Below are 18,720 nucleotides of genomic sequence, written 5' to 3'. Positions count from 1 at the left end.
CGGTAAATTTGATAGCAAGGTGCCATCAGTAAATTAAGATAAAAGCAGAAAATCTATTTGGCTTATAGCCGCATTTTAAAACATTGTGTTTGCTTTAAAATGCGTCCAAAAGGGCGCATTACTTGGTTAAGCAATTAATTTATTTTTAATTACTTGTTTTAGAATTGAAGGTAACTCTTCAACGGTTTGAATGTTGAGTAATTCCTGATTCTCAAAGCCATAAAGCATTCCTGTGTTTATACCAATGCATACAATTTGAATACCTAGAAGTTCCGACATTTTAATCGACTTTTCTAAATACTTTAGATCGCTTGCTTGGCCATCAGTAATGATAAAAACAACTTTCTTTTGCTCTACACGTAGTGAAAGCCTACGAATTACAGAATAAAGGCTTAACCCTGTATGTGTTCCGCCTCTACTACTGACTCTAAAGTTGTCTTTAACGGCTTTAGTTGTTGATTTAAAGCATTTTGCTTCATATAGGTCACCGGCACTGAAATATATGCATTCACTATTTACGCCTTTCAACTTATCTATTGCTAAGTTAATTGCAAGCGCAGAAGTATTAACACCATTCATATCATCAGCACTCATTGAACTAGACCTGTCTACGAGAACTGATATCGCCATTGTTGGAGCTTTAGTAATTCTTTCTGATTTAAAAACATTAAAATTACCAGCTTTTACTCCAGCAAGTCTATTTGCCTCAACAGTTCTACCTTGCTTAGAAAAATTCACACTTTTTCGGTCTAACCCATAAATTATTTTATGGAGTTCTCGACTTATAGGTGTTGAAAGTCTCTTAGCTTGGTTTAGCGTTGCAGTACCAACTGTGCCACGATCATTTTTTGATATTAAAGGAGCATTGAATTGAATTAGTTGCTCCATATCATTACTTGATCTTACTTCATCGGCCATTTTCTCTAGCTCGTTATTAACTTGTTCATGCAAATCTGCCATGAGCTGACTTTCATCGGCATTTAGGCATTCATTTACAAAATTAATAACTTGCTGGCTAACATTTGAGTTTTGACCTTGGCTATCGCCTGAGTCATCACCTTGGCTATCGCCCGGTTCAAACTCTATTTTTTTAAGTAATTGAATGATCTGTTCTGTAAGTTCATAACTATGTTGGTTAGATTGAAGCGTTGGTATCGTATCCAATAACAAAATTAAATCTTGTACTGGTTTTTGGCCAATACAATCAGTTAATAAAGCTAATGCAATTTCACAGAACTCCTTTAGTTGTACTTGGTTGTTAATTTTATATCGACCATAATATACAACTACAGCTTGCAGCAGTAATGAAGGTGGGAACCTATCAGTTGGTTTACTGAACCATCCCTTTTTAATACCTTGAGTAACCATCTTAGATAAATTTAAGATGGCGCCCGGCCACTCCAGACAAACCATTCTTTCCATACGAATATCCTCAATGCCATTTCTAATAGCATTGAAAAATACCCCTTTTTCATACGACTTAGCTGTCCATGTTCTATCGGTCCATCGTAGATGGCCTACTTCATGATCAATAGCGCCTTCCAAAAGTTCGAGATAATCGGGGTTTTCAAGATCACCTACGGGTAAAGTAATGCTGTTGTAATCTGTATAGCATCTGTTACCAGTTAAGTTAATCGTAATGTCACCACGGTTACTCATTACTCTTGAAAGCATTCTAAATCGTTTTAATAGTTTTGATTTATTCATTTGCATCTCCTCCAGAAATGTTTAAGAGGGGGATACACCCACAAGGGGTGAGTATCCCCTGTGGGTTTAGAATTAAAGGAAGCTAGATTGCTTCCTTAATTTGTTACCAATTAAATCCAAAATCACCTAAAGAGTTGTTACGCTCAGCGGGCTCGAAAAAAACGGTTTCTTCTTTAGGCGCTAGGTCAAATTCAAATGAATTTTCTTGATCAGCTGTTTCTAAAATGATTGAACTCTCAGAAGCAGTTTCACTAGATTTACCTGAAACGAAAAGGCTCGCTACGTCGGTATCCTCATGTGTAATTACTTCCGGCTCTGGTGTTGCACTATATTGAGGTTTTCCTTCAGCATGAAGGCGAAGTGTGTCTTCATTACTCATTACGAGTAACCAGTTGGTTAACTCTGAAAATGAATGACCTTCAATGTAGCCACTAGAAGGTAAGTTATTTAAAACCTCCTGTATTGTACTAACCACGTTTTCAATACCATTATCTACAAATGATAAATCAATAAGTTTATTCATCATTCTTCTAAATGGTGAACGTACTTTTTGGCTTACGCGATTAACTGGCGTTTTGTCTTTAAACCAGTTTGTTTTATATACACTGCCTGCTTCTTTAGCGATTTCTTGCCAAAGAGTTTCTGCAACATCGTTTTTGATATCGTCTTCATCATCATCAAAAAGCGCTTTCATAGCCAAAGGCTTTGTAAACGACAGTTTGAATTTTGATTGGAACTCAACCTGAGATAAAGCGTATTTATAGATCAGTGCAGCGATATCTGAATTTTCAGCCATATGTTGATTAACTGAAATATCATATTCAGCAATTAATACTGATACTTCATCTTGCCAATCACGCTTTATTCCATCAAGCTCTGACTTAAGCTCATCTAACCTGGTCGTTGGGACAACCGTAAAGTCTCCATACTTAACACCATAACTATTAAAAGTTCGTGTAAGCCGGTTGTTGTACTTCGTTGTAAGCTTCAGCTTGCTTCTAGGAAACCACTGTAATTTACTCCCCTTGATTTGATTAGATGATACTTTCTGACCATCTAGTTCTATCTTTGCGTTCGGTAAAGTTGATTCACCACATGGCGATCTTAATTGCCAGCCTAACAAACATGCTCCATTTTTAAGTGAAGTGTTTTGTTCTGCTAACTCTTTGCCGTTTGCGATTGCTTCGTTTGATAAAGACATGTTGTCTCCTCCAATTTGATAAAAAAAGGGGAGACTTCCCTGTTGGGGAAAGTACTCCCCAAAGGGTTGGTTGATTAATAGGACCTGCGATTTGTTACATCACTTCAATATCCCATGTATTTTGATTAAAGTGGCCTATTCCCATAAGTGAATAACCTCTTTGTTCTTTATTTTTGGCAAGAGCATTTCTCTCACCGTTTACAGACATAAAAACCCATTTCCATTCAGTATTATCATTCTTGAACAACACATATGTCGTATTTTGGAATGATGTTATAGCCCAATATTTTCCTTCACCGGCATGATGATAAACATCAAACGGGTTATTGCATTTCAGGTTACCTTGAGCATTGAACATAACTTGAGCTCGACAGTTTACAAAGTCACAGTTCTTCATTTTCTCATCCGAATGAATAAGAAAATAAGGATTGCCGTTCCTAATGTAATCAATCTTATCGGTTGCCTGAATTAACTCAGACATACTCATAGCTTTAATGTCTCTTACATCGTCAATTTTAAGTGGGTCTTTACCCCCTTCAATACGGAGGTATTTACCATTTGATGGTTGGTAGCTAAAACCAACAAAACGACCATTTTCAACTTCAAAGCACTCAAACACTGTGTCCCCTCTCTCAACTTTTAAGTTAGCCGAGTTAGAAGATGTGTTAGTGTTTGAGGTAGTTACTTTTTTTGAATTAACTCGCCAAGTGGTTTATTAATTTCATCACCCCATACTCGTTGAACAACAGAATTAACCTCTTCAATTTCATCATTATCAATGGAACCTAAGAACGAAAATTCAAATGACTCATATGGAGAACGATTGGCACCAAATGTCATCATGTAAAAACCCCAGTGGACTAAAGTTCGTGTTGAAAAAACACACCCTAATCCATTATCGATGTTGCCATCGTGGTCTTTACCTAATGCAGCTGTTCTTAAAGAGTCAGCTGTTTGTACCATAAGCTTGCGAATCGGCAATGTTAGTTTCGGAAAGTTCTTTTCCAAAATTTCCAACTCAACTGCTTTGCTTGGATATTTAGTTTTTAACCAACCAAAACGTGAACGTAATGCTTGGTCTAAACGTTGTGAAGTAATATACCTATCACTATCACCACCACCGGTAGTATTAGCTGTAGCAGCTATTCGACAGTTAGCATGTTTGTTTATGGTTTCACCGAAAACACTAAGTGTCCAAGGTTTGCCTTCAACAAACAAATGAAGCGATGTTGATAAATCTTCATTAGCTTTATCAACTTCATCTAAGATAACTAAACCACCGTATTTGTATCCGCATGCAGCTTGGCTGTATCGCTTGCGAGTGACATTATGACCTTTTCCATTAACAATTAATTCATAACCACCCTCTAAACGCTCACCACTCATGGCTACGGTTACTTTTTCAATAAAAACAGGCTCATTAAAGCGATCTGCAATGAATAGTAATAACTCCGTTTTACCTGTACCTGTTTCACCCACCAAGCCAAGAGGCTTCGGTTGAGCGGGCGCAAGCCACCATGCTAACGCTTTACGAAGAGTTGCTTCATCAGGCGTATAATGCATGTCAGCTTTTTGACAATTTGGGTGGCGGTGTTTACGAATTTTAATCTTGTATTGATTAGGGTCGAAGATTTCAGGAAAACGCTCATGAGCATCAACTTCTATCATTTCGTTATAATCAATTTTAGTTGCAGGTTTAATTGTAGATACGTTTGATTGTGCTTGAGTATTCATATTGTGTCTCCTCCAAATAGATTTTTGAGGGACACTTATCCCGTCAAGGGTGTAGTGTCCCTTGATGGGTTTGATTTCTTAATATTTAAAATGGTACTTCTAAAAAGTCTATATAACTTTTTTCATAAAGATGAAGGTTTGGTAAGTCTAGAACAGAACAATATTCAAATGCTGCTTCTGTTTCATCCTCAACTGCAAGGTCTAGCATAAAATTCACTTGAGCCTCTGCTGCTAATTCCTCAGTTGCATAACTGGTAGAATTCCAAACTTCAACTGAGTCTGGCCAACCATCAATATGACCAAAGTGATAGCCTTCATCACTCTGACCTAATAGCAGTTTTCGCTCAGTAACATTATCATCAAGTAGAATCCAAGTATTAGACTCATGAGTAGGATAAATTTCCATTATCAACTCCTAAAACTTTAGATCATGCCAAGGAGGGATGTCTGGCCCTTCTAAGTCACTATAAAGATGAGAGTTAGACGATGAGCAATTGCTACCATTTAAGATGAAGTGCTTGTATTCACAAAGAGCTTTAGCGTATTTGTTAGTTACAAGTATTTCATTAAGTTGATTATACTGTTGTAAGATCTGTGGTACTGCAATTCTAATTAAACAAGCATCTAAATCTAGAGACTGGCATACATAATCAAAATTTGCAGAGCAAATCCATTCAAGTTCGTCGTTTAGTATCTCTGAATTCGCTTTAGCATATCGAAGCATACCAAGTGAACGATACAAAATACTTTCCCATAACGCCTTAATGTTCTCGTCTGACCAATGAATGTAATATTCACCTCTTGCAGCATCCAAACAATCATCCATTAAACTAAAAAATACATCCTGCCCAAGGGCAACTTTACCAACTCGGTGAGCTGTTATGATATCTTCGTCTAACGAATGGCACGTATATTCTGCATTTACTGACAGAAAGTGATCAGTTTTTCGCTTCGGTTTAAACTGCTTCTTTCTTTCAAGTTCTGCATTTATTTGAGCTTTGGTTATGGCCTTTTTTGGTCTAGCCATGATGTTCTCCTCCAAAGAGATTTTTAAAGGGAACATCCCCAGCAAGGGAAAATTCCCTTGCTGGGTTGGTAGATAGGTTGAGTTAGAAGTTAACCGTGGAAAACGCGGTTTGACTCTTGATATAAACGGCTTGCGCGAATAGCTAACTTGTTAGATCTATTACGTTTTGCTCGTTTAATTAATTTGCGCTCACGACGACGTAGATATGCGCCGATTGACTTGTTATTCATAAGCTCCTCCAAGTTAAAAAGCTGAAGGACTAACCTGTGAAGGTTAAACCCTCAGAGATTAAGACAAGCAACGAAGTTGCTTGGTGTGCACTCACAAAATAGATTTTTGCTTTTCAACTTGATGTTGAGAGTGCGTAACTAATATTCAACTTTAACTGCCATAGCAGAGTTATTCGCGAGAAGCGAAAAGGTATTATGAATATTAGAAAAAACAAAAGTAACATCCTTGTCATGCAAATTCCTAGGCTAGGAAACCTTATCTAGCTTGTTATTGTTGACTACCGCCATACCCTCCTGGTTGAGGTTTAGGAGCAAAACCGCCCTGCGATTGCGGATAGTGTATTGGTGCGCTCTGGTCTTGCTGGCTGCGCTGATAGTTTTGTGCATTATTTTGCTGTTGACTATGATGCTGAGGCGCACTTTGGTAGTTTGAAGAACTATTTTGTTGTGGGTGACCATTTTGTTGGTTCTGATTGCCAATTAAGCCAGAGGCTTTTAAACATTCCACTTCAACTTTTCTAAGATGTTGAATTAGCTCGATAGCTTTAATCTTTGTTGAAGAGCGGTTTTGCCCACCATTATCAGTCCACTTTTCTTGAACAAGTTTTCCTCTTAAAGTTACTTCGTCCCCTACTTCAATAGCTGGTTTAAAATTCTTTAAAAACCGACTATCCACTTTGACATCAAAAAAGTAAGTTCTGTCAACCCACTCACTTTGTCCGTTAGGTTCGTTTGACTTCTTAAAGTAGCCGTCATCACAAGCAATTGTCACAGTACCAAAATACCCATCTTGACCATTTCTGATATCAAGACTCGCGACTCTACCACCAAGCCTTGCTGAATTATCTTTTGCAGTACGCATATATAAGCCTTCTATAAAGTTATAAAATCATCACAACTGATGTAGATATAATTACATAAAGAAAATATCGCGCGACTTAATCAAAAATAACGGCAATATTCACCGTAACCCTTTGAATAAACTCTAATATATAAAGCCCATTCAGAGAGTAAGGTTTACCCTACTATCTGTTAAACATCCCATTCACATACAAAATCGCTTTCGCCAATTAAGCCACTAGAAATGGCCTTTTGCTTTACAGCTGATAGGTAGTCTGGTTTGTCTAAATGATTAACATCAATCTGTTTTATCTCACCCGTGAATAATGTAAGTGTTGATGTTGATTTGTCGAAAATATGAAAAGCGGAATCTTCAAACATAGGTTTCTCCTTATTGGTTATACCTAAGCATCCTGCTTCAAGCTGCATAGGTATAACCAGTAAGGAAATTCACAGGGAGCTAATGCTCGCCTGTGAAAGTTGATTTAATCAGTGGATGACTCATATTTGCTTCAACAAAGAATTCAAAATTAACAAGGTTCATTCCAAGAATATTACTATGTGAAATACTCTCATCTGAAAACCTAATTTCACCGGGAACAGCGAATACTTTGTCTTTGTTGAATATCTCAGTTGCTATTTGACTGGCCTCGTTATGTGTTTCAGCTGTTGCTAAAACTTTTAACGTTAACCTGTCATATACAATGCAATATACACTCTGAATCTTTAACTGATTGTGATTGTTGTAGCCCGAGTAGGTTGGAATTAGTTTATTCAAATTAACCCCAGCTTGAACTAGCTATTGATAGAATTGGCTTAACGATAATGCTGTGAATTTTGATTGCAACATATGTGCACGCCAGTAATATAAGAATGATATCCATAATCTCCTCCAATGCATTTGACCGAAAACGCAGAACTAAAAATAAGTAGATCTGTATAGCGGTCGCATCGAATGAGATTTCGATTCCTATACAGAAGAGTATCCCGTATAGGAATTGGTTAGGTATTTGTGAAAGAATCACTTCAACCGTCTTAATACCAAGAAGGTATTAACGCTGAGATTTAACTTCAACAGCTAGAAGCCACTTTAAATACCAATAGGCATAATTATGCATAGTGCAAAAATCAAAGACCTAAAAGGTAAAGTGGATTGAGAAATCATTATTGGAAATTTGTATTCCGATAATGACTCAGAAGAGTGGTTGTGACGTTGATAGTCTGTGTTGATTGATTAACCCTAAAGGCTGAACCTTTAGGGTTATAATCAATATAATTGCTTATAAATTTTTAGTCAACAATACAAAAGATTAAATTTCCAGAAATAAGTCAAACAACATTTGATTAATCGTTAGTGTAGTAAATCTCTTCGATAAACTCGCTTGGAAAACAAACATCATTAATATCTGATGTTATTGGCGGGCTATATTCGTAATCTTTTTTGAATAGTGCCAATTCACCCACATCCTTTAAATCATCAATATCAGCCTTATTTAAGTAGCTATGAATAAATAACCGTTGCTCAGCGCGTGTCATCCCAACAAACAGCAAACGTCTTTCCTCATCGATTGGTGACTGCATATTTGGCATTGTTTCATGGATAACATCAAAAATAGCCACATTAGTCCACTCTAGGCCTTTAGAGCCATGGTATGTGGTTAAAGTTACTACTGATTTATCAATTTCAGATTTGCTGTTTTGCTCTTTAATTTTATCTGAGTAAAGCTTAATTCTTTCGAACCAAGAGCCTGTTTTGGTCTTGAGCCCTTCAAGAAGTAATGTTTCAACAGCGCATTTATTCAGCTTGTCGCCTTTTGAGCGGCGCTCTATGATGAAATCAATCAACAAATCAATTCTGGTGTTTATCTCTTTAGAATCATGAGTATTTTCAAATAAATAATAATTTGAATAGAACATTTCAAAAGCCGTTCCATTAATTGATTGACCATAATTATTTAGATATGACTCAATATCAGAATTACTCTTGATACTTTCAGAAATTAAAGGAATTAGGTTCTCATCCTCTTTTAAGTACCCTAAAACTTCTGACAAATGGTAGTGTACAAACTTATTTAAAAGATAAGAACACAGTTTAATTACAAAATCACCAGCGCTTGTTTTAAAAATACTTGTTTGATTGTTTCTTGAATACGCTACTTCATGTTCTATCAGAAACTCTTCTATTGAGTCCAATGCAACATTAGTTCTGCTTAGGATCGCCCACTCACCATCATATTTACTGTAGTTCTCCAAAAATGTTAACAGCATACTTTTTTTAAATTTATGTATGTATGTTTTAACAGTGCCACCAATTTCCTTCCCCGAAACCATACCTTTGGGAATTCTATCTTTATTAAATTCTATTAGATTTTTACTGGCATCTATTATTTCAGGTCTACATCTAAAACACTTTGCAAGCATATGAATATTGGGTTTAAATTCATCTTTAAACTTAAGCATTGTTTCATAACTTCTAGCGCCTCTCCATGAGTAGATACTTTGATCATCATCTCCAACAGGTGTTAGATTAATCCCTCCGCGCCCCTGCAGGGCAATCCACTCATATTGTAGTAAATCTGTGTCTTGAAACTCATCAATCATTAGGTCTGTACAATTTAATAGCTGTATTTCCCCACTTAAAGTTCCTTCTACCGCGCGCCTGGTTGCGTCATCTAAGTCATAAAGGTGGTTCTTTATCTTTAACTCTTGATAACATTCTTTAACTAGCTTAACAGCGTCTTTATCAAACCCTTTTTTTTCATCTAATGGCTGATCATTCAAAATGCTCGTAATGTCATTGAATGTTACTTTTAACTCCGGTAGTAGGTGCTCATTTTCGATGTAATTCTTCAACCTCTCAATAAAGTTGAAGTATGTTGCTCCAATTAGTAGCTTACCTTGCATGAGTTTCTTTGTTTGGTTAAGAAACTGCCTGTGAAATGTAGTTACAGAAACTCTATTTATTGATGATTGTGGAAGAGCTATTTCCAACCTTTCTTGCATTTCGTTGACGGCCGCATTTGTAAATGTAACGAGAATAACCTTCCTGTCATATGATTTTTTTAGTACGTTTTTTACTTTTTCAATTAATGTTTTTGTTTTACCACTACCTGCTGTAGCAAGAATCAAAGAGTGATTATTAACATCGTTAGCTGCTGATTCTTGCTCTAATGTCATCGTCAATGTTAGCTCTCCAACGTTCTTTTGATTCGTAATGATTCAGCTATGTAATTATTTGCCTCTAGATTGTCAGCCAAATCTAATAGCTCTGCTTTTTCTTCCTTTGTAAATGAGCTCAAATTGGAATTTGTACCTAGAGACAAGATATTTTCCGCTTTTAATAATGCATCATTGCTCATTTCTGTATTATCAAGAACTTGCCTTAATCCAACCTCTTGTGACTCGGTCCTAGTGACTTCACCACCAGCTACAGGATGTAGGCCAGAAGGGCTTCTCTCTTCAATTGAATTTTCTCTATTGCTAACCATCGCTGCTTCACCAGCGTTTGTTTCATTAAAACTTAGGTTCTCAGAACTAGAGTTGTTCACAACTGAACTTTCATCTGAGTTAGATTGTTCAAAAGACTCACCTTTCTGAGAAGAATTAGAAGCAATTAACTGTGATTGAGTCTGCACATTATCACCGCTTGTGTCAGGTTTTAGACTAGGCTCAGCAACAATAGAACCACCACTTGCCGATGCCTGAAGGTTTTCTGATTGGTCTGGACTCACAGGACTGCTTTGCAACTCTGGACTAGCTGTGCGGTCACTTAAACCGCTCTCACTATTTAACGTACCGCCAGTATTTACCGATGCCTGAAGGCTTTCTGATTGGTCTAGACTCACAGAACTGCTTTGCAACTCAGGACTAGCTGTGCGGTCACTTAAACCGCTCTCACTATTTAACGTACCGCCAGTATTTACCGATGCCTGAAGGTTTTCTGATTGGTCTGGACTTACAAGGCTGCTTTGCAACTCTGGACTAGCATTGCGATCAGTCGAACCATTCTCACTATTTAACGTACCGCCACCACTTGCCGATGCCTGAAGGCTTTCTGATTGGTCTGGACTCACAAGGCTGCTTTGCAACTCTGGACTAGCATTGCGATCAGTCGAACCATTCTCACTATTTAACTTACCGCCAGTACTTGCCGATGCCTGAAGGCTTTCTGATTGGTCTGGACTCACAAGGCTGCTTTGCAACTCTGGACTAGCATTGCGATCAGTCGAACTATTCTCACTATTTAACTTACCGCCAGTACTTGCCGATGCCTTAAGGCTTTCTGATTGGTCTGTACTCGCAGGGCTGCTTTGCAACCCTGGACTAGTGGTACTGCCAGTAGAACCAACCTCACTATTTAATGTGCCGCCATTACTTACTGAAGCCTGAAGGTTTTCTGATTGTGTGCCCACTAAAAAACGACCTGAATCTGTAGTATTCGGATAAGAATCATCTTTTGTGCCAGAATATTGGTAGGTATCAATACGATCCCTTGAATCATTGCCTGCAATCGATGACTCTTTAGATAGAACATTCCCGCTTTCATCTTTACCAGTACTGTTAACCCCACTATTTACCTCACTTGGCTTGATAGGGGTTTCTTCTATTTCTTCACCACGGTTATTATCAACTGATAAGCTTTTTGGTGTTACGCTCAGTGCATTCTGTTGTGTGACAGAGCTCTTATCATAATCACTTTCATTTACAGACTGTTGCGGCACTGAGGCTTCGCTTGAATTAAGGCTGTTTACAGGTGGATTTGCTTCTTTAGTACCGGCATCACTATAATTCGGTGTGAAGGCAGTTGTGATCGCTTCACTTAATGTTCTTTGTGCTTCTGGAGCTGTACTTAGTAAGTTGTTTATTGTAAGTAGATCTCTCATGTCATCATGAGAAAGATTTCTTGGAGTATCGCTTGTGCCATAAAGGGCGTTCGCGGCAAACTCCTTCGCTTTACTAGAAACACCTTCTGAGTGAATTGCGTTATTAATTACTTGGCTTTCATGCTCCTTAGATGCACTTGATTCATACCCATTTTTAGTTTGCTCATCTGAAGTAATAGAAGCAATTGTATTTGTTAGTGTTTCTGCCTCGCTATCTTTACCTGCAATTAAAAGTGCATCCCTCATCTTATTCAGATCTTCCATTGCTTTAGGGGTGATGTTAGTAAAGTCAGGAATACTAAATTCTCGACTAGAAACTTGTGCTGATTTAAAATTATCTAAATTTCGATCATTAAGTTCCTTAAAGCTAACTCCTGATGTATCACCAGTTGCATTAAAGTTTGCTAACGCATATTTAGCTATCTCTTTGGCATCTTGGTCATAATTTCCTTTGGTAATACCCTCAACAAGACCTTGGCCACTAGGTTTCGATCTGTTTTCAGTTCGATCTAAATTTTCTCTCTCATTTAATCCAGCAAACCCAGCCATTGAGCTAGCTTGAGAGTCGTAGTTTACTGATTCCAAACTACCTTTTTGACTTGGCTCATCTTTATACCTTGATGGGTTGTACTGAGGTTCTAAACCTAACTGTGGGGATAACTCATTTAGCGCTTCTAAATGACGAGCGTATTTAGCATCATTAATACCTAAGAAACTATCATCTCCTTTCGTGGCTGCAATTACGTCCTCAATTTGACCGTCATCAAGGTTTGCCAATGCTGAGTATGCCGCAATTAACTCACTACTCTTCAGGGCATTATTAATTGATTCATTCTCTCTCATCTCCTGTACAGCTGAGATATTTTCTTGAGCATTTCTGTAAGGGTTATTAGGTAGCGTTGAAGCAAGAAGAGCTGAGTTTGAATTTAAACTTTCATTGAAGGCAGCTAGGGACTCAGGGCGCATTGCTGTTTGAACAGCCCCAGCATACATTAGTGTTTCATTTGGAGATAAGCGTTCACCATTAATAATCGAACCTTCACCATTTGCTGCGCTAGTTAGTAAGTTTCTAATAGCTTCTGGTGTATTGTTTGATAAAACACTAAAACCCATTTCAATTAGATTCGAATTAATACCTTCACCATTACCAGACTTCTTAAACTCATCCGTAACAGCCTCACCCACTGAAGAGGTGAATAGTGAGCCAATAGAACTAACTACACCGCCAGATAATTCATTAGATTCTGAGCCTAATACTTTTAATGATCCAAATGCATGCGCTAAATTATTTGCATTTTTATCTTCTGACTCAGAAACAACATCCTCACCCTTAGCTTTAACAGCACCTGTACCAGATGCCCCTCTACTACTAACCTCGTTTTGAGATTGCTCTTTGTGTTCAGCAAATGCTTGTGCATTACGCTCATTATTGAACATGTTTGTTGGATCAGTCTTTATGCCACTATTTACATCATTACTTAAAGTGTTGGTGTCTATGCCAGTATTATCTTCAGGTTTTGGAATATGTGAATTATCACTCGGTTTATATCCATTCAATTGGTCACTAAGTGAAATTAGGCTCGGCGCTTGTAGTGTTTCACCTAGTTCTCTCATTAAGCCTGCAGAAGCTCCTCTTTCGGTATTAGCTTGTTTTAGTGCTGTAACTCCAGTTGAAAGAGGAAGTTGGTTACCATTATGATCTGTAGACAGCACTTCAGTATTTCCAGACATTCTTGCGATTGCATCAGTAACCGTATTGGCCAAAGCAATATTATTTTTTTGGCTTTCTGGTAATCTCGCGTTATCACCTTTATTTACCTGCTCTTTGTGGTAGTCGAACCTATCTCCCAGCTCAGAAATTAAAGCACTTCTCTTGTCACCAGATAAACTATTTAAGCCTTCATCACCAATCAAACTACCTAAAAGAACATGCTGCTGCTCATCTGAAAGTGTTGAAACAATTGAACCGATTGATGCTTTATTTGCTCCTGTGGTTGAGTTTTGAACCTCACCTGCATTCATTTGCGACATTACTTTTGAAGCGGAGCTAGCTGTATTCCCCTCAGCTTCAAGGGCTTGAGCTTGAAGCATATTTGTATGAGCATTTGTAACAGCTTCCTGTCGGTAAACCGCCTCTTTACTTGCAACTGAGTTATCACTGCTCGATGATTGAGCCATTTTTACTGCATTCCCCCAGTTTGCTTTTATCGATTCAGAAACTTGTGCACGTTCGTCCTCTGACAATCTTTCTGAGGCGCCTACTTGCTTTTGTGATGCCGCTTTTGCTGTGATCGCTGCTTTCGCATCAGCACCTAAACCAAACCCTGCTATTGATGGAGCCCCCTTTGCTACCATGCTTGCCGAGCCCTGTAATACGTGATCATATGCATCAGATAAACTCATGTTATTTTCAGTTGCATATGCTGCGGTTTGTGCCGCTAAGAAAGCTTCGTCCTCTGATAATTGTGAACTATCCACACTCTCAAACGACTCTCCTTGTTTATACCCTTTGATTGAATCTAAAGTAGCAGATTTACTATCAGTGGCAGTTTTTTGTAATGTTTGGCTAGCGGCTTCAGTATTTGCCAATTGAGTATTTCTAGAGCCAATCGCTGACAACTCAGCTGATGACTGTTTAAGGTAACCCGAGGCAGGCCCTGCGCCACCCGGATTAATACTTACATCATTTCGTTGTCCACCATTCAGTTGAGCTTGGCTCCATTGGCCATATGAGGAATGAACATCACTGGCTTGCATAGTAGTATCACCTTGACTTGCTTTACCTCCATTTGCAGATGTTGTGACATCAGGTGACAATTTCTTTGAATCAATATTTGTATCAGGAGACGTCTTATTAGATACACCCATCATGGTGTGAACACCCCTATGCAGTATATATAAAGTGAGCATAGGAACTGCAGCAGCTAAACTACTTGCCACTGCAATAAATGATTCGATTGTTGACATGCTATGCCCCCACATACCAAATGTGATTGCACTTACACCACCGCCACCAGCTGACACTGATGTAAATCGACCTTGAATAGCAAGTAAAGTAAAAAGGTTAACCGCACTCATGGTTACCGGCCACAAGTTAACCCACACAGTTACCCCAAAGAACATAGCAGCTGATTTCATAGCTTCAGCACCCATTACAAGCATGATTGCAATAACTGGGATCAAGAAAAACACAAAGGCCTCAATGAAGGTTGCAAAACCAATTGATAGCTCCAAAGCTAGGTTTCTATCCGCGGCCATTTGGTAATGTCGCTGAGACTTTGTTTCTATTAAAGTAAGTTCAGAGCGGAGCCCTTGCATATCCCCACTTTTTGCAGCAGCTTCAGCAAAAACATTTGATAAATACCTTCCCGTCGCTAAATGATATGCATTCATTGTCGCGCTTAATGCAGAAATCGATTCCGCACCGGCTTCAACATCTTGTGGTTTTACATTTTCTTTCTGCAAAAACCTGTCAGTCATCTCTCTGAAACTTGAGCTATCAAAGTAACTTTTGAGCTTCAAGTATGCGTTTGGGCATGTTAATAGCTCCATGGCAGGAGTGTCTATTTGAATATAAGTGCTTCTTGATGGTGTATTAATTCTTATAGACTCAAGGAAGTTTTCCATTGGGGCATTTTTTATTTTGTCAGCATTTAGCTCAGCGTCATTGCCACCAACTTGAAGATCCCAAATTACACAGTCTTGAAGGTAGTTCATTGTAGATGTTTTGATTCTGTACCTTTGGGCATTAACGCCTGAATCTAGTTCTTCAGAGCCCATATATCCAAATTTATCAAGCGCCACTAGCGCTCTCATCGGATCGAGAAATTGACCAGCCTGATAACCATCCGGTGAGGCGAATGAATCTTCATAATCTCGTGAAAGCCCATACATTCCTGAGGTCATCATTGCAATAACAGCTGCTATGCCAGGTGCATCATTCACATAATACACATCTCCTGTTCTTACCGACTCAATAACAACATCTACTTTAGAAAATGGACCACACAAGACCATGAACATGCAAAGCCCAATAAACCAAGATAGTACTGGGTTAGAGTTTGGGTTGATCCAACTTTTTACTACAAGAGTCATCAGTGAAAGTAGAGCTGTAGCACCTATCAAAATATGCAAAGATGAAAAGCCAAAATCAAACATTCTTCGAAGGCCCATTAGAACCTCATACATGAACGCTGTTTCACCGATTGAGTAAATTGTAAAATCCATAAAAAAAAGCCAGAATATTGAGTCTGGCTTAATCTTAAAATTGAAAAAAATTTTAAAAGCGTGATTTTCAACTGAATTTCAGTATTTTTTGATTAAAATACCTTTTTCTCAAAATAAACGCTTATATCCCCAATTTTATGGTCTTTGTAATAGCTAATATTTATCGAGTTACCCATCATGCTGACAGATACGGGAAAGGCGGGCTCTTCTGTAGACATTAAACCTAGAAAACCATTCTGATTAACAACGTAGTCTCCATGTGAATTTTTTACCGGGTTAAAGTCGCCGTCGAGTAATGCAGTCTGCCCCTTTCTAAAAGCAAACAACTCACTTAGTGTTACATCAAAAGCAAACGTATCGGGCAAACAATCAATTGTTTCTTTTGGCAGTATATTGACTGCTCGATTACTCATTGAACCATCAGTCACGGATACTTGTTCCAAAGATTTTAGCCACAACTTACGGTAGTCTGTTCGATTAAAGATATTTAACTCTGACCCTGGTAAAAATGACAAAACATCTATTGGAATTAAATTTACTTTTGCCGAACTATGCTTGTTATGAATAAAGTTTACATCTAGGACAGCTCGATAGAATTTTACACCTGAAACCTCTATCACAAGAAAAAAGTAAGGCTTGCCTCTCGATAAATCATCTACGCGATTAATATAGCTGTTTCGTACTCCATAGTAGTTTTTCGGACCCCAAAACCAATCATTGAACTCAATACCATCGTAGTCCCCTTCACTAATTAATTCATCAAAGCTAAGGTGCATTGTAACTTGCTTAACATCTGCAAACGGATATTGACTGAAAGGTGATGCCTCAATATTCCCCATATATTCTTCAGATAAATTGGACGTCTGCCCATTTAATACATTTTTGAAGTTCTCTATGCTTTCTCTGTATGCATCCCACATATTTGAATAAGGCAATAAGTCACTATTATAGTCTTTTACTCTCGCTCTAGACTTTTGCAATTCGGATAGTAGTAAGTTTTTAGTAAAATCAATTTCTAAAACTTTTGGAGATAACCCAGTCAAGAGCTGGAGTGTTAGCATCGATACGCCTACTTTAAATTCTGGCCAGTGTGCAGTTTTTCCAATCGATGGAAATTGAGGGTTTACATCTAACAGATTTGAATCAAGCTGCGCACACTCTTCATTTCGAATATTTACTCCATTTGAGATACTTTTACGAGAGTAACTTTGGGCTGCAACTAAAGCGCGGATGTTCAATACTTCTGAGAGCTTAAGGCCACCATAAATCATTTGGTCTTCACTAATTTGAGGTTCTTTGATTTTATAGTCTGATATTGTCACTAGGTTAGATAATTTGCTTTGGATATCAGCAAAGAATTTATATTCAAACACCTTTTCTTTGAGTCTTTTTTTCATTGATGATTGTTTTGTTTCGACGCCATTAAACAGAAATACTTCGTCATAAATCCTAATAGTATTCTTATTAGCCATTAACTCAGGACCTTCAGCTAACTCAAAAGTAGCCGTTGCATTAAGGGTACTTTGCTCTTGCTTAATGTTTAGCTCTTTAAGTTTTGCCCTTATATTCGGCAATAATTGATTGCCGCTTATAACATTCGTGTTGAGGTTTACTTTTGCTTGCTCCACAGCTTTTTTGTGAAGTAAATACTCTATTACTTGTGCGTCGTACTCAGTGGTATTATCGAGCGTTAAATTGACACTAACCTTTTCTGCACCATAAGCACTCCCGATCGCATGGAATACAATCGATATAAAAGCCCCATTTGCTAGCGCTTTCAATAAATTCATTAAAACGACCTCCAATAACTAAAACTGTATTAATCATTTCATAAATTTCATTTCGTGCAGCGGTTAAAAACAAAACTAAATATCAATTATTTACAATAGGTTATAAAAAAACCTCATTGTGTTTTTTATATTTTCACAAACCTGCATTCAATAATTTATACTTTTCAGCTTGAAGGAGGATTTATGAAATTTGTATTTTTACTAGTCATTTTTGTATTGAGCCATGGCGCTCATGCGGCTGATACTGTCAGAGTTATCAAGTTTAAAACTATCGGCCTCACGGTTAATGAGTACAACATTGCAGATTTAATATATAAAGAAGCAGCTCAAAAGCTAGGCGCTTATTTCATTGTTAACAATTCTCAAGCCGGTTTATCAAGCTACAGCGAGAAGGCCAACATCTTACGACCTATTTCTGTTAATATTGTTGACTATACAATCGAAGATAGTGAAGTGATTGCGACCATACGCTACGATCATGCAGCTTTAGAAGTTGTAACGGAGAACTACAAGTTATACATGAGGAACAAGAAAAATTCCGAAGAAATAGTTAACGCGGAGATAACTGAATTTTGTCAAAAATTCTCATCTAACTATTTAGAAATCAAGAACACTCTTTCTAGCTCAGAATTCAACTATTCAACAGCCCCTTCAAAGGATGATGAGCTCCTTAAACTATCAAAAAAGTCTGACTCTATAAGTCAGTTATTGATTAATGAATGTAATTTATAGGAAATCTTTTAATACTTCTCTTTAACACCTATTTCCAAAAGGGCGGCTTTCTGCCCAGACTGTGTGAAAACTAATTTTTAATAAATTGTCTTGGGTATGTTCTTAGTTTGAAACCATTTAAGATGGTTGCGATCGATTTTTTCTCAGTATCGCAATTTTCTCCGCGCGAGCGAAACTGCTATGGCAACGCTACTCTAATTGCTTTACTTAGGCCGTTAACTCCCATAATTGTTATCATTCTTCTGAAGTTGTAAGCTAGGACATGAAGACTTATTTCTGTCCCCACGCTTTTTAAACCTCGTGTTAGTAAGTGGGTAGCTCCCATCCAGAGTTTAATTGTGCCAAAGGG

The 18,720-nt window shown here is 37.8% G+C and carries 14 protein-coding genes and 1 pseudogene; 1 reads left to right on the top strand and 14 read right to left on the bottom strand.

Annotated elements, in window-relative coordinates; translation table 11 throughout:
• Positions 1-126: 126 nt before the first annotated feature.
• The 13 genes from LPA49_RS19745 to LPA49_RS19685 form a co-directional block, all read right to left on the bottom strand.
• A complete protein-coding gene (locus tag LPA49_RS19745) occupies positions 127-1,707 on the bottom strand; it encodes a VWA domain-containing protein (RefSeq protein ID WP_230237552.1) in 1,581 nt (526 codons plus the stop codon).
• A 103-nt stretch (positions 1,708-1,810) separates the two neighbouring features.
• Positions 1,811-2,908 (bottom strand): DUF3150 domain-containing protein, encoded by a 1,098-nt coding sequence (locus LPA49_RS19740; protein ID WP_036973823.1) that lies wholly within the window; start codon positions 2,906-2,908, stop codon positions 1,811-1,813.
• A 94-nt stretch (positions 2,909-3,002) separates the two neighbouring features.
• On the bottom strand, positions 3,003-3,527 hold the full coding sequence (locus tag LPA49_RS19735) for a hypothetical protein (protein WP_230237550.1): 525 nt from the start codon (positions 3,525-3,527) through the stop codon (positions 3,003-3,005).
• A 62-nt stretch (positions 3,528-3,589) separates the two neighbouring features.
• Positions 3,590-4,642, bottom strand: a complete 1,053-nt coding sequence (locus tag LPA49_RS19730; RefSeq protein WP_230237548.1) for an AAA family ATPase — start codon at positions 4,640-4,642, stop codon at positions 3,590-3,592.
• A gap of 85 nt (positions 4,643-4,727) precedes the next feature.
• On the bottom strand, positions 4,728-5,048 hold the full coding sequence (locus LPA49_RS19725) for a hypothetical protein (protein ID WP_036973820.1): 321 nt from the start codon (positions 5,046-5,048) through the stop codon (positions 4,728-4,730).
• Between the two features lie 9 nt (positions 5,049-5,057).
• Complete coding sequence (locus LPA49_RS19720; protein WP_036973819.1) at positions 5,058-5,669, bottom strand: hypothetical protein; 612 nt, start codon at positions 5,667-5,669, stop codon at positions 5,058-5,060.
• Positions 5,670-5,758: 89 nt separating this feature from the next.
• Entirely contained in the window at positions 5,759-5,899 is a 141-nt protein-coding gene (locus tag LPA49_RS19715; RefSeq protein ID WP_155950871.1) for a hypothetical protein, read from the bottom strand.
• A 268-nt stretch (positions 5,900-6,167) separates the two neighbouring features.
• Positions 6,168-6,761, bottom strand: a complete 594-nt coding sequence (locus LPA49_RS19710) for a single-stranded DNA-binding protein (RefSeq protein ID WP_036973818.1) — start codon at positions 6,759-6,761, stop codon at positions 6,168-6,170.
• Positions 6,762-6,931: 170 nt separating this feature from the next.
• Entirely contained in the window at positions 6,932-7,120 is a 189-nt protein-coding gene (locus LPA49_RS19705) for a hypothetical protein (RefSeq protein WP_199528639.1), read from the bottom strand.
• Positions 7,121-7,199: 79 nt separating this feature from the next.
• Complete coding sequence (locus LPA49_RS19700; protein ID WP_036973816.1) at positions 7,200-7,517, bottom strand: hypothetical protein; 318 nt, start codon at positions 7,515-7,517, stop codon at positions 7,200-7,202.
• A 566-nt stretch (positions 7,518-8,083) separates the two neighbouring features.
• Positions 8,084-9,916, bottom strand: a complete 1,833-nt coding sequence (locus LPA49_RS19695; RefSeq protein ID WP_230237546.1) for a UvrD-helicase domain-containing protein — start codon at positions 9,914-9,916, stop codon at positions 8,084-8,086.
• Positions 9,917-9,924: 8 nt separating this feature from the next.
• Positions 9,925-15,849, bottom strand: a complete 5,925-nt coding sequence (locus tag LPA49_RS19690) for a conjugal transfer protein TraG N-terminal domain-containing protein (protein WP_230237544.1) — start codon at positions 15,847-15,849, stop codon at positions 9,925-9,927.
• A gap of 92 nt (positions 15,850-15,941) precedes the next feature.
• Positions 15,942-17,639, bottom strand: coding sequence for a hypothetical protein (locus LPA49_RS19685; RefSeq protein ID WP_036973813.1), 1,698 nt, complete (start codon positions 17,637-17,639; stop codon positions 15,942-15,944).
• A 183-nt stretch (positions 17,640-17,822) separates the two neighbouring features.
• Here LPA49_RS19685 and LPA49_RS19680 point away from each other — a divergent pair, with 183 nt between their 5' ends.
• Complete coding sequence (locus LPA49_RS19680; protein ID WP_036973812.1) at positions 17,823-18,371, top strand: hypothetical protein; 549 nt, start codon at positions 17,823-17,825, stop codon at positions 18,369-18,371.
• A gap of 178 nt (positions 18,372-18,549) precedes the next feature.
• Here LPA49_RS19680 and LPA49_RS19675 read toward each other — a convergent pair.
• Positions 18,550-18,720: pseudogene (locus LPA49_RS19675) on the bottom strand (IS5/IS1182 family transposase); the annotation flags it as partial.

The organism is Pseudoalteromonas sp. MB41, from assembly GCF_020966275.1.
Classification (GTDB): domain Bacteria; phylum Pseudomonadota; class Gammaproteobacteria; order Enterobacterales; family Alteromonadaceae; genus Pseudoalteromonas; species Pseudoalteromonas lipolytica.
This window is presented reverse-complemented; position numbering and strand designations above follow the sequence as displayed.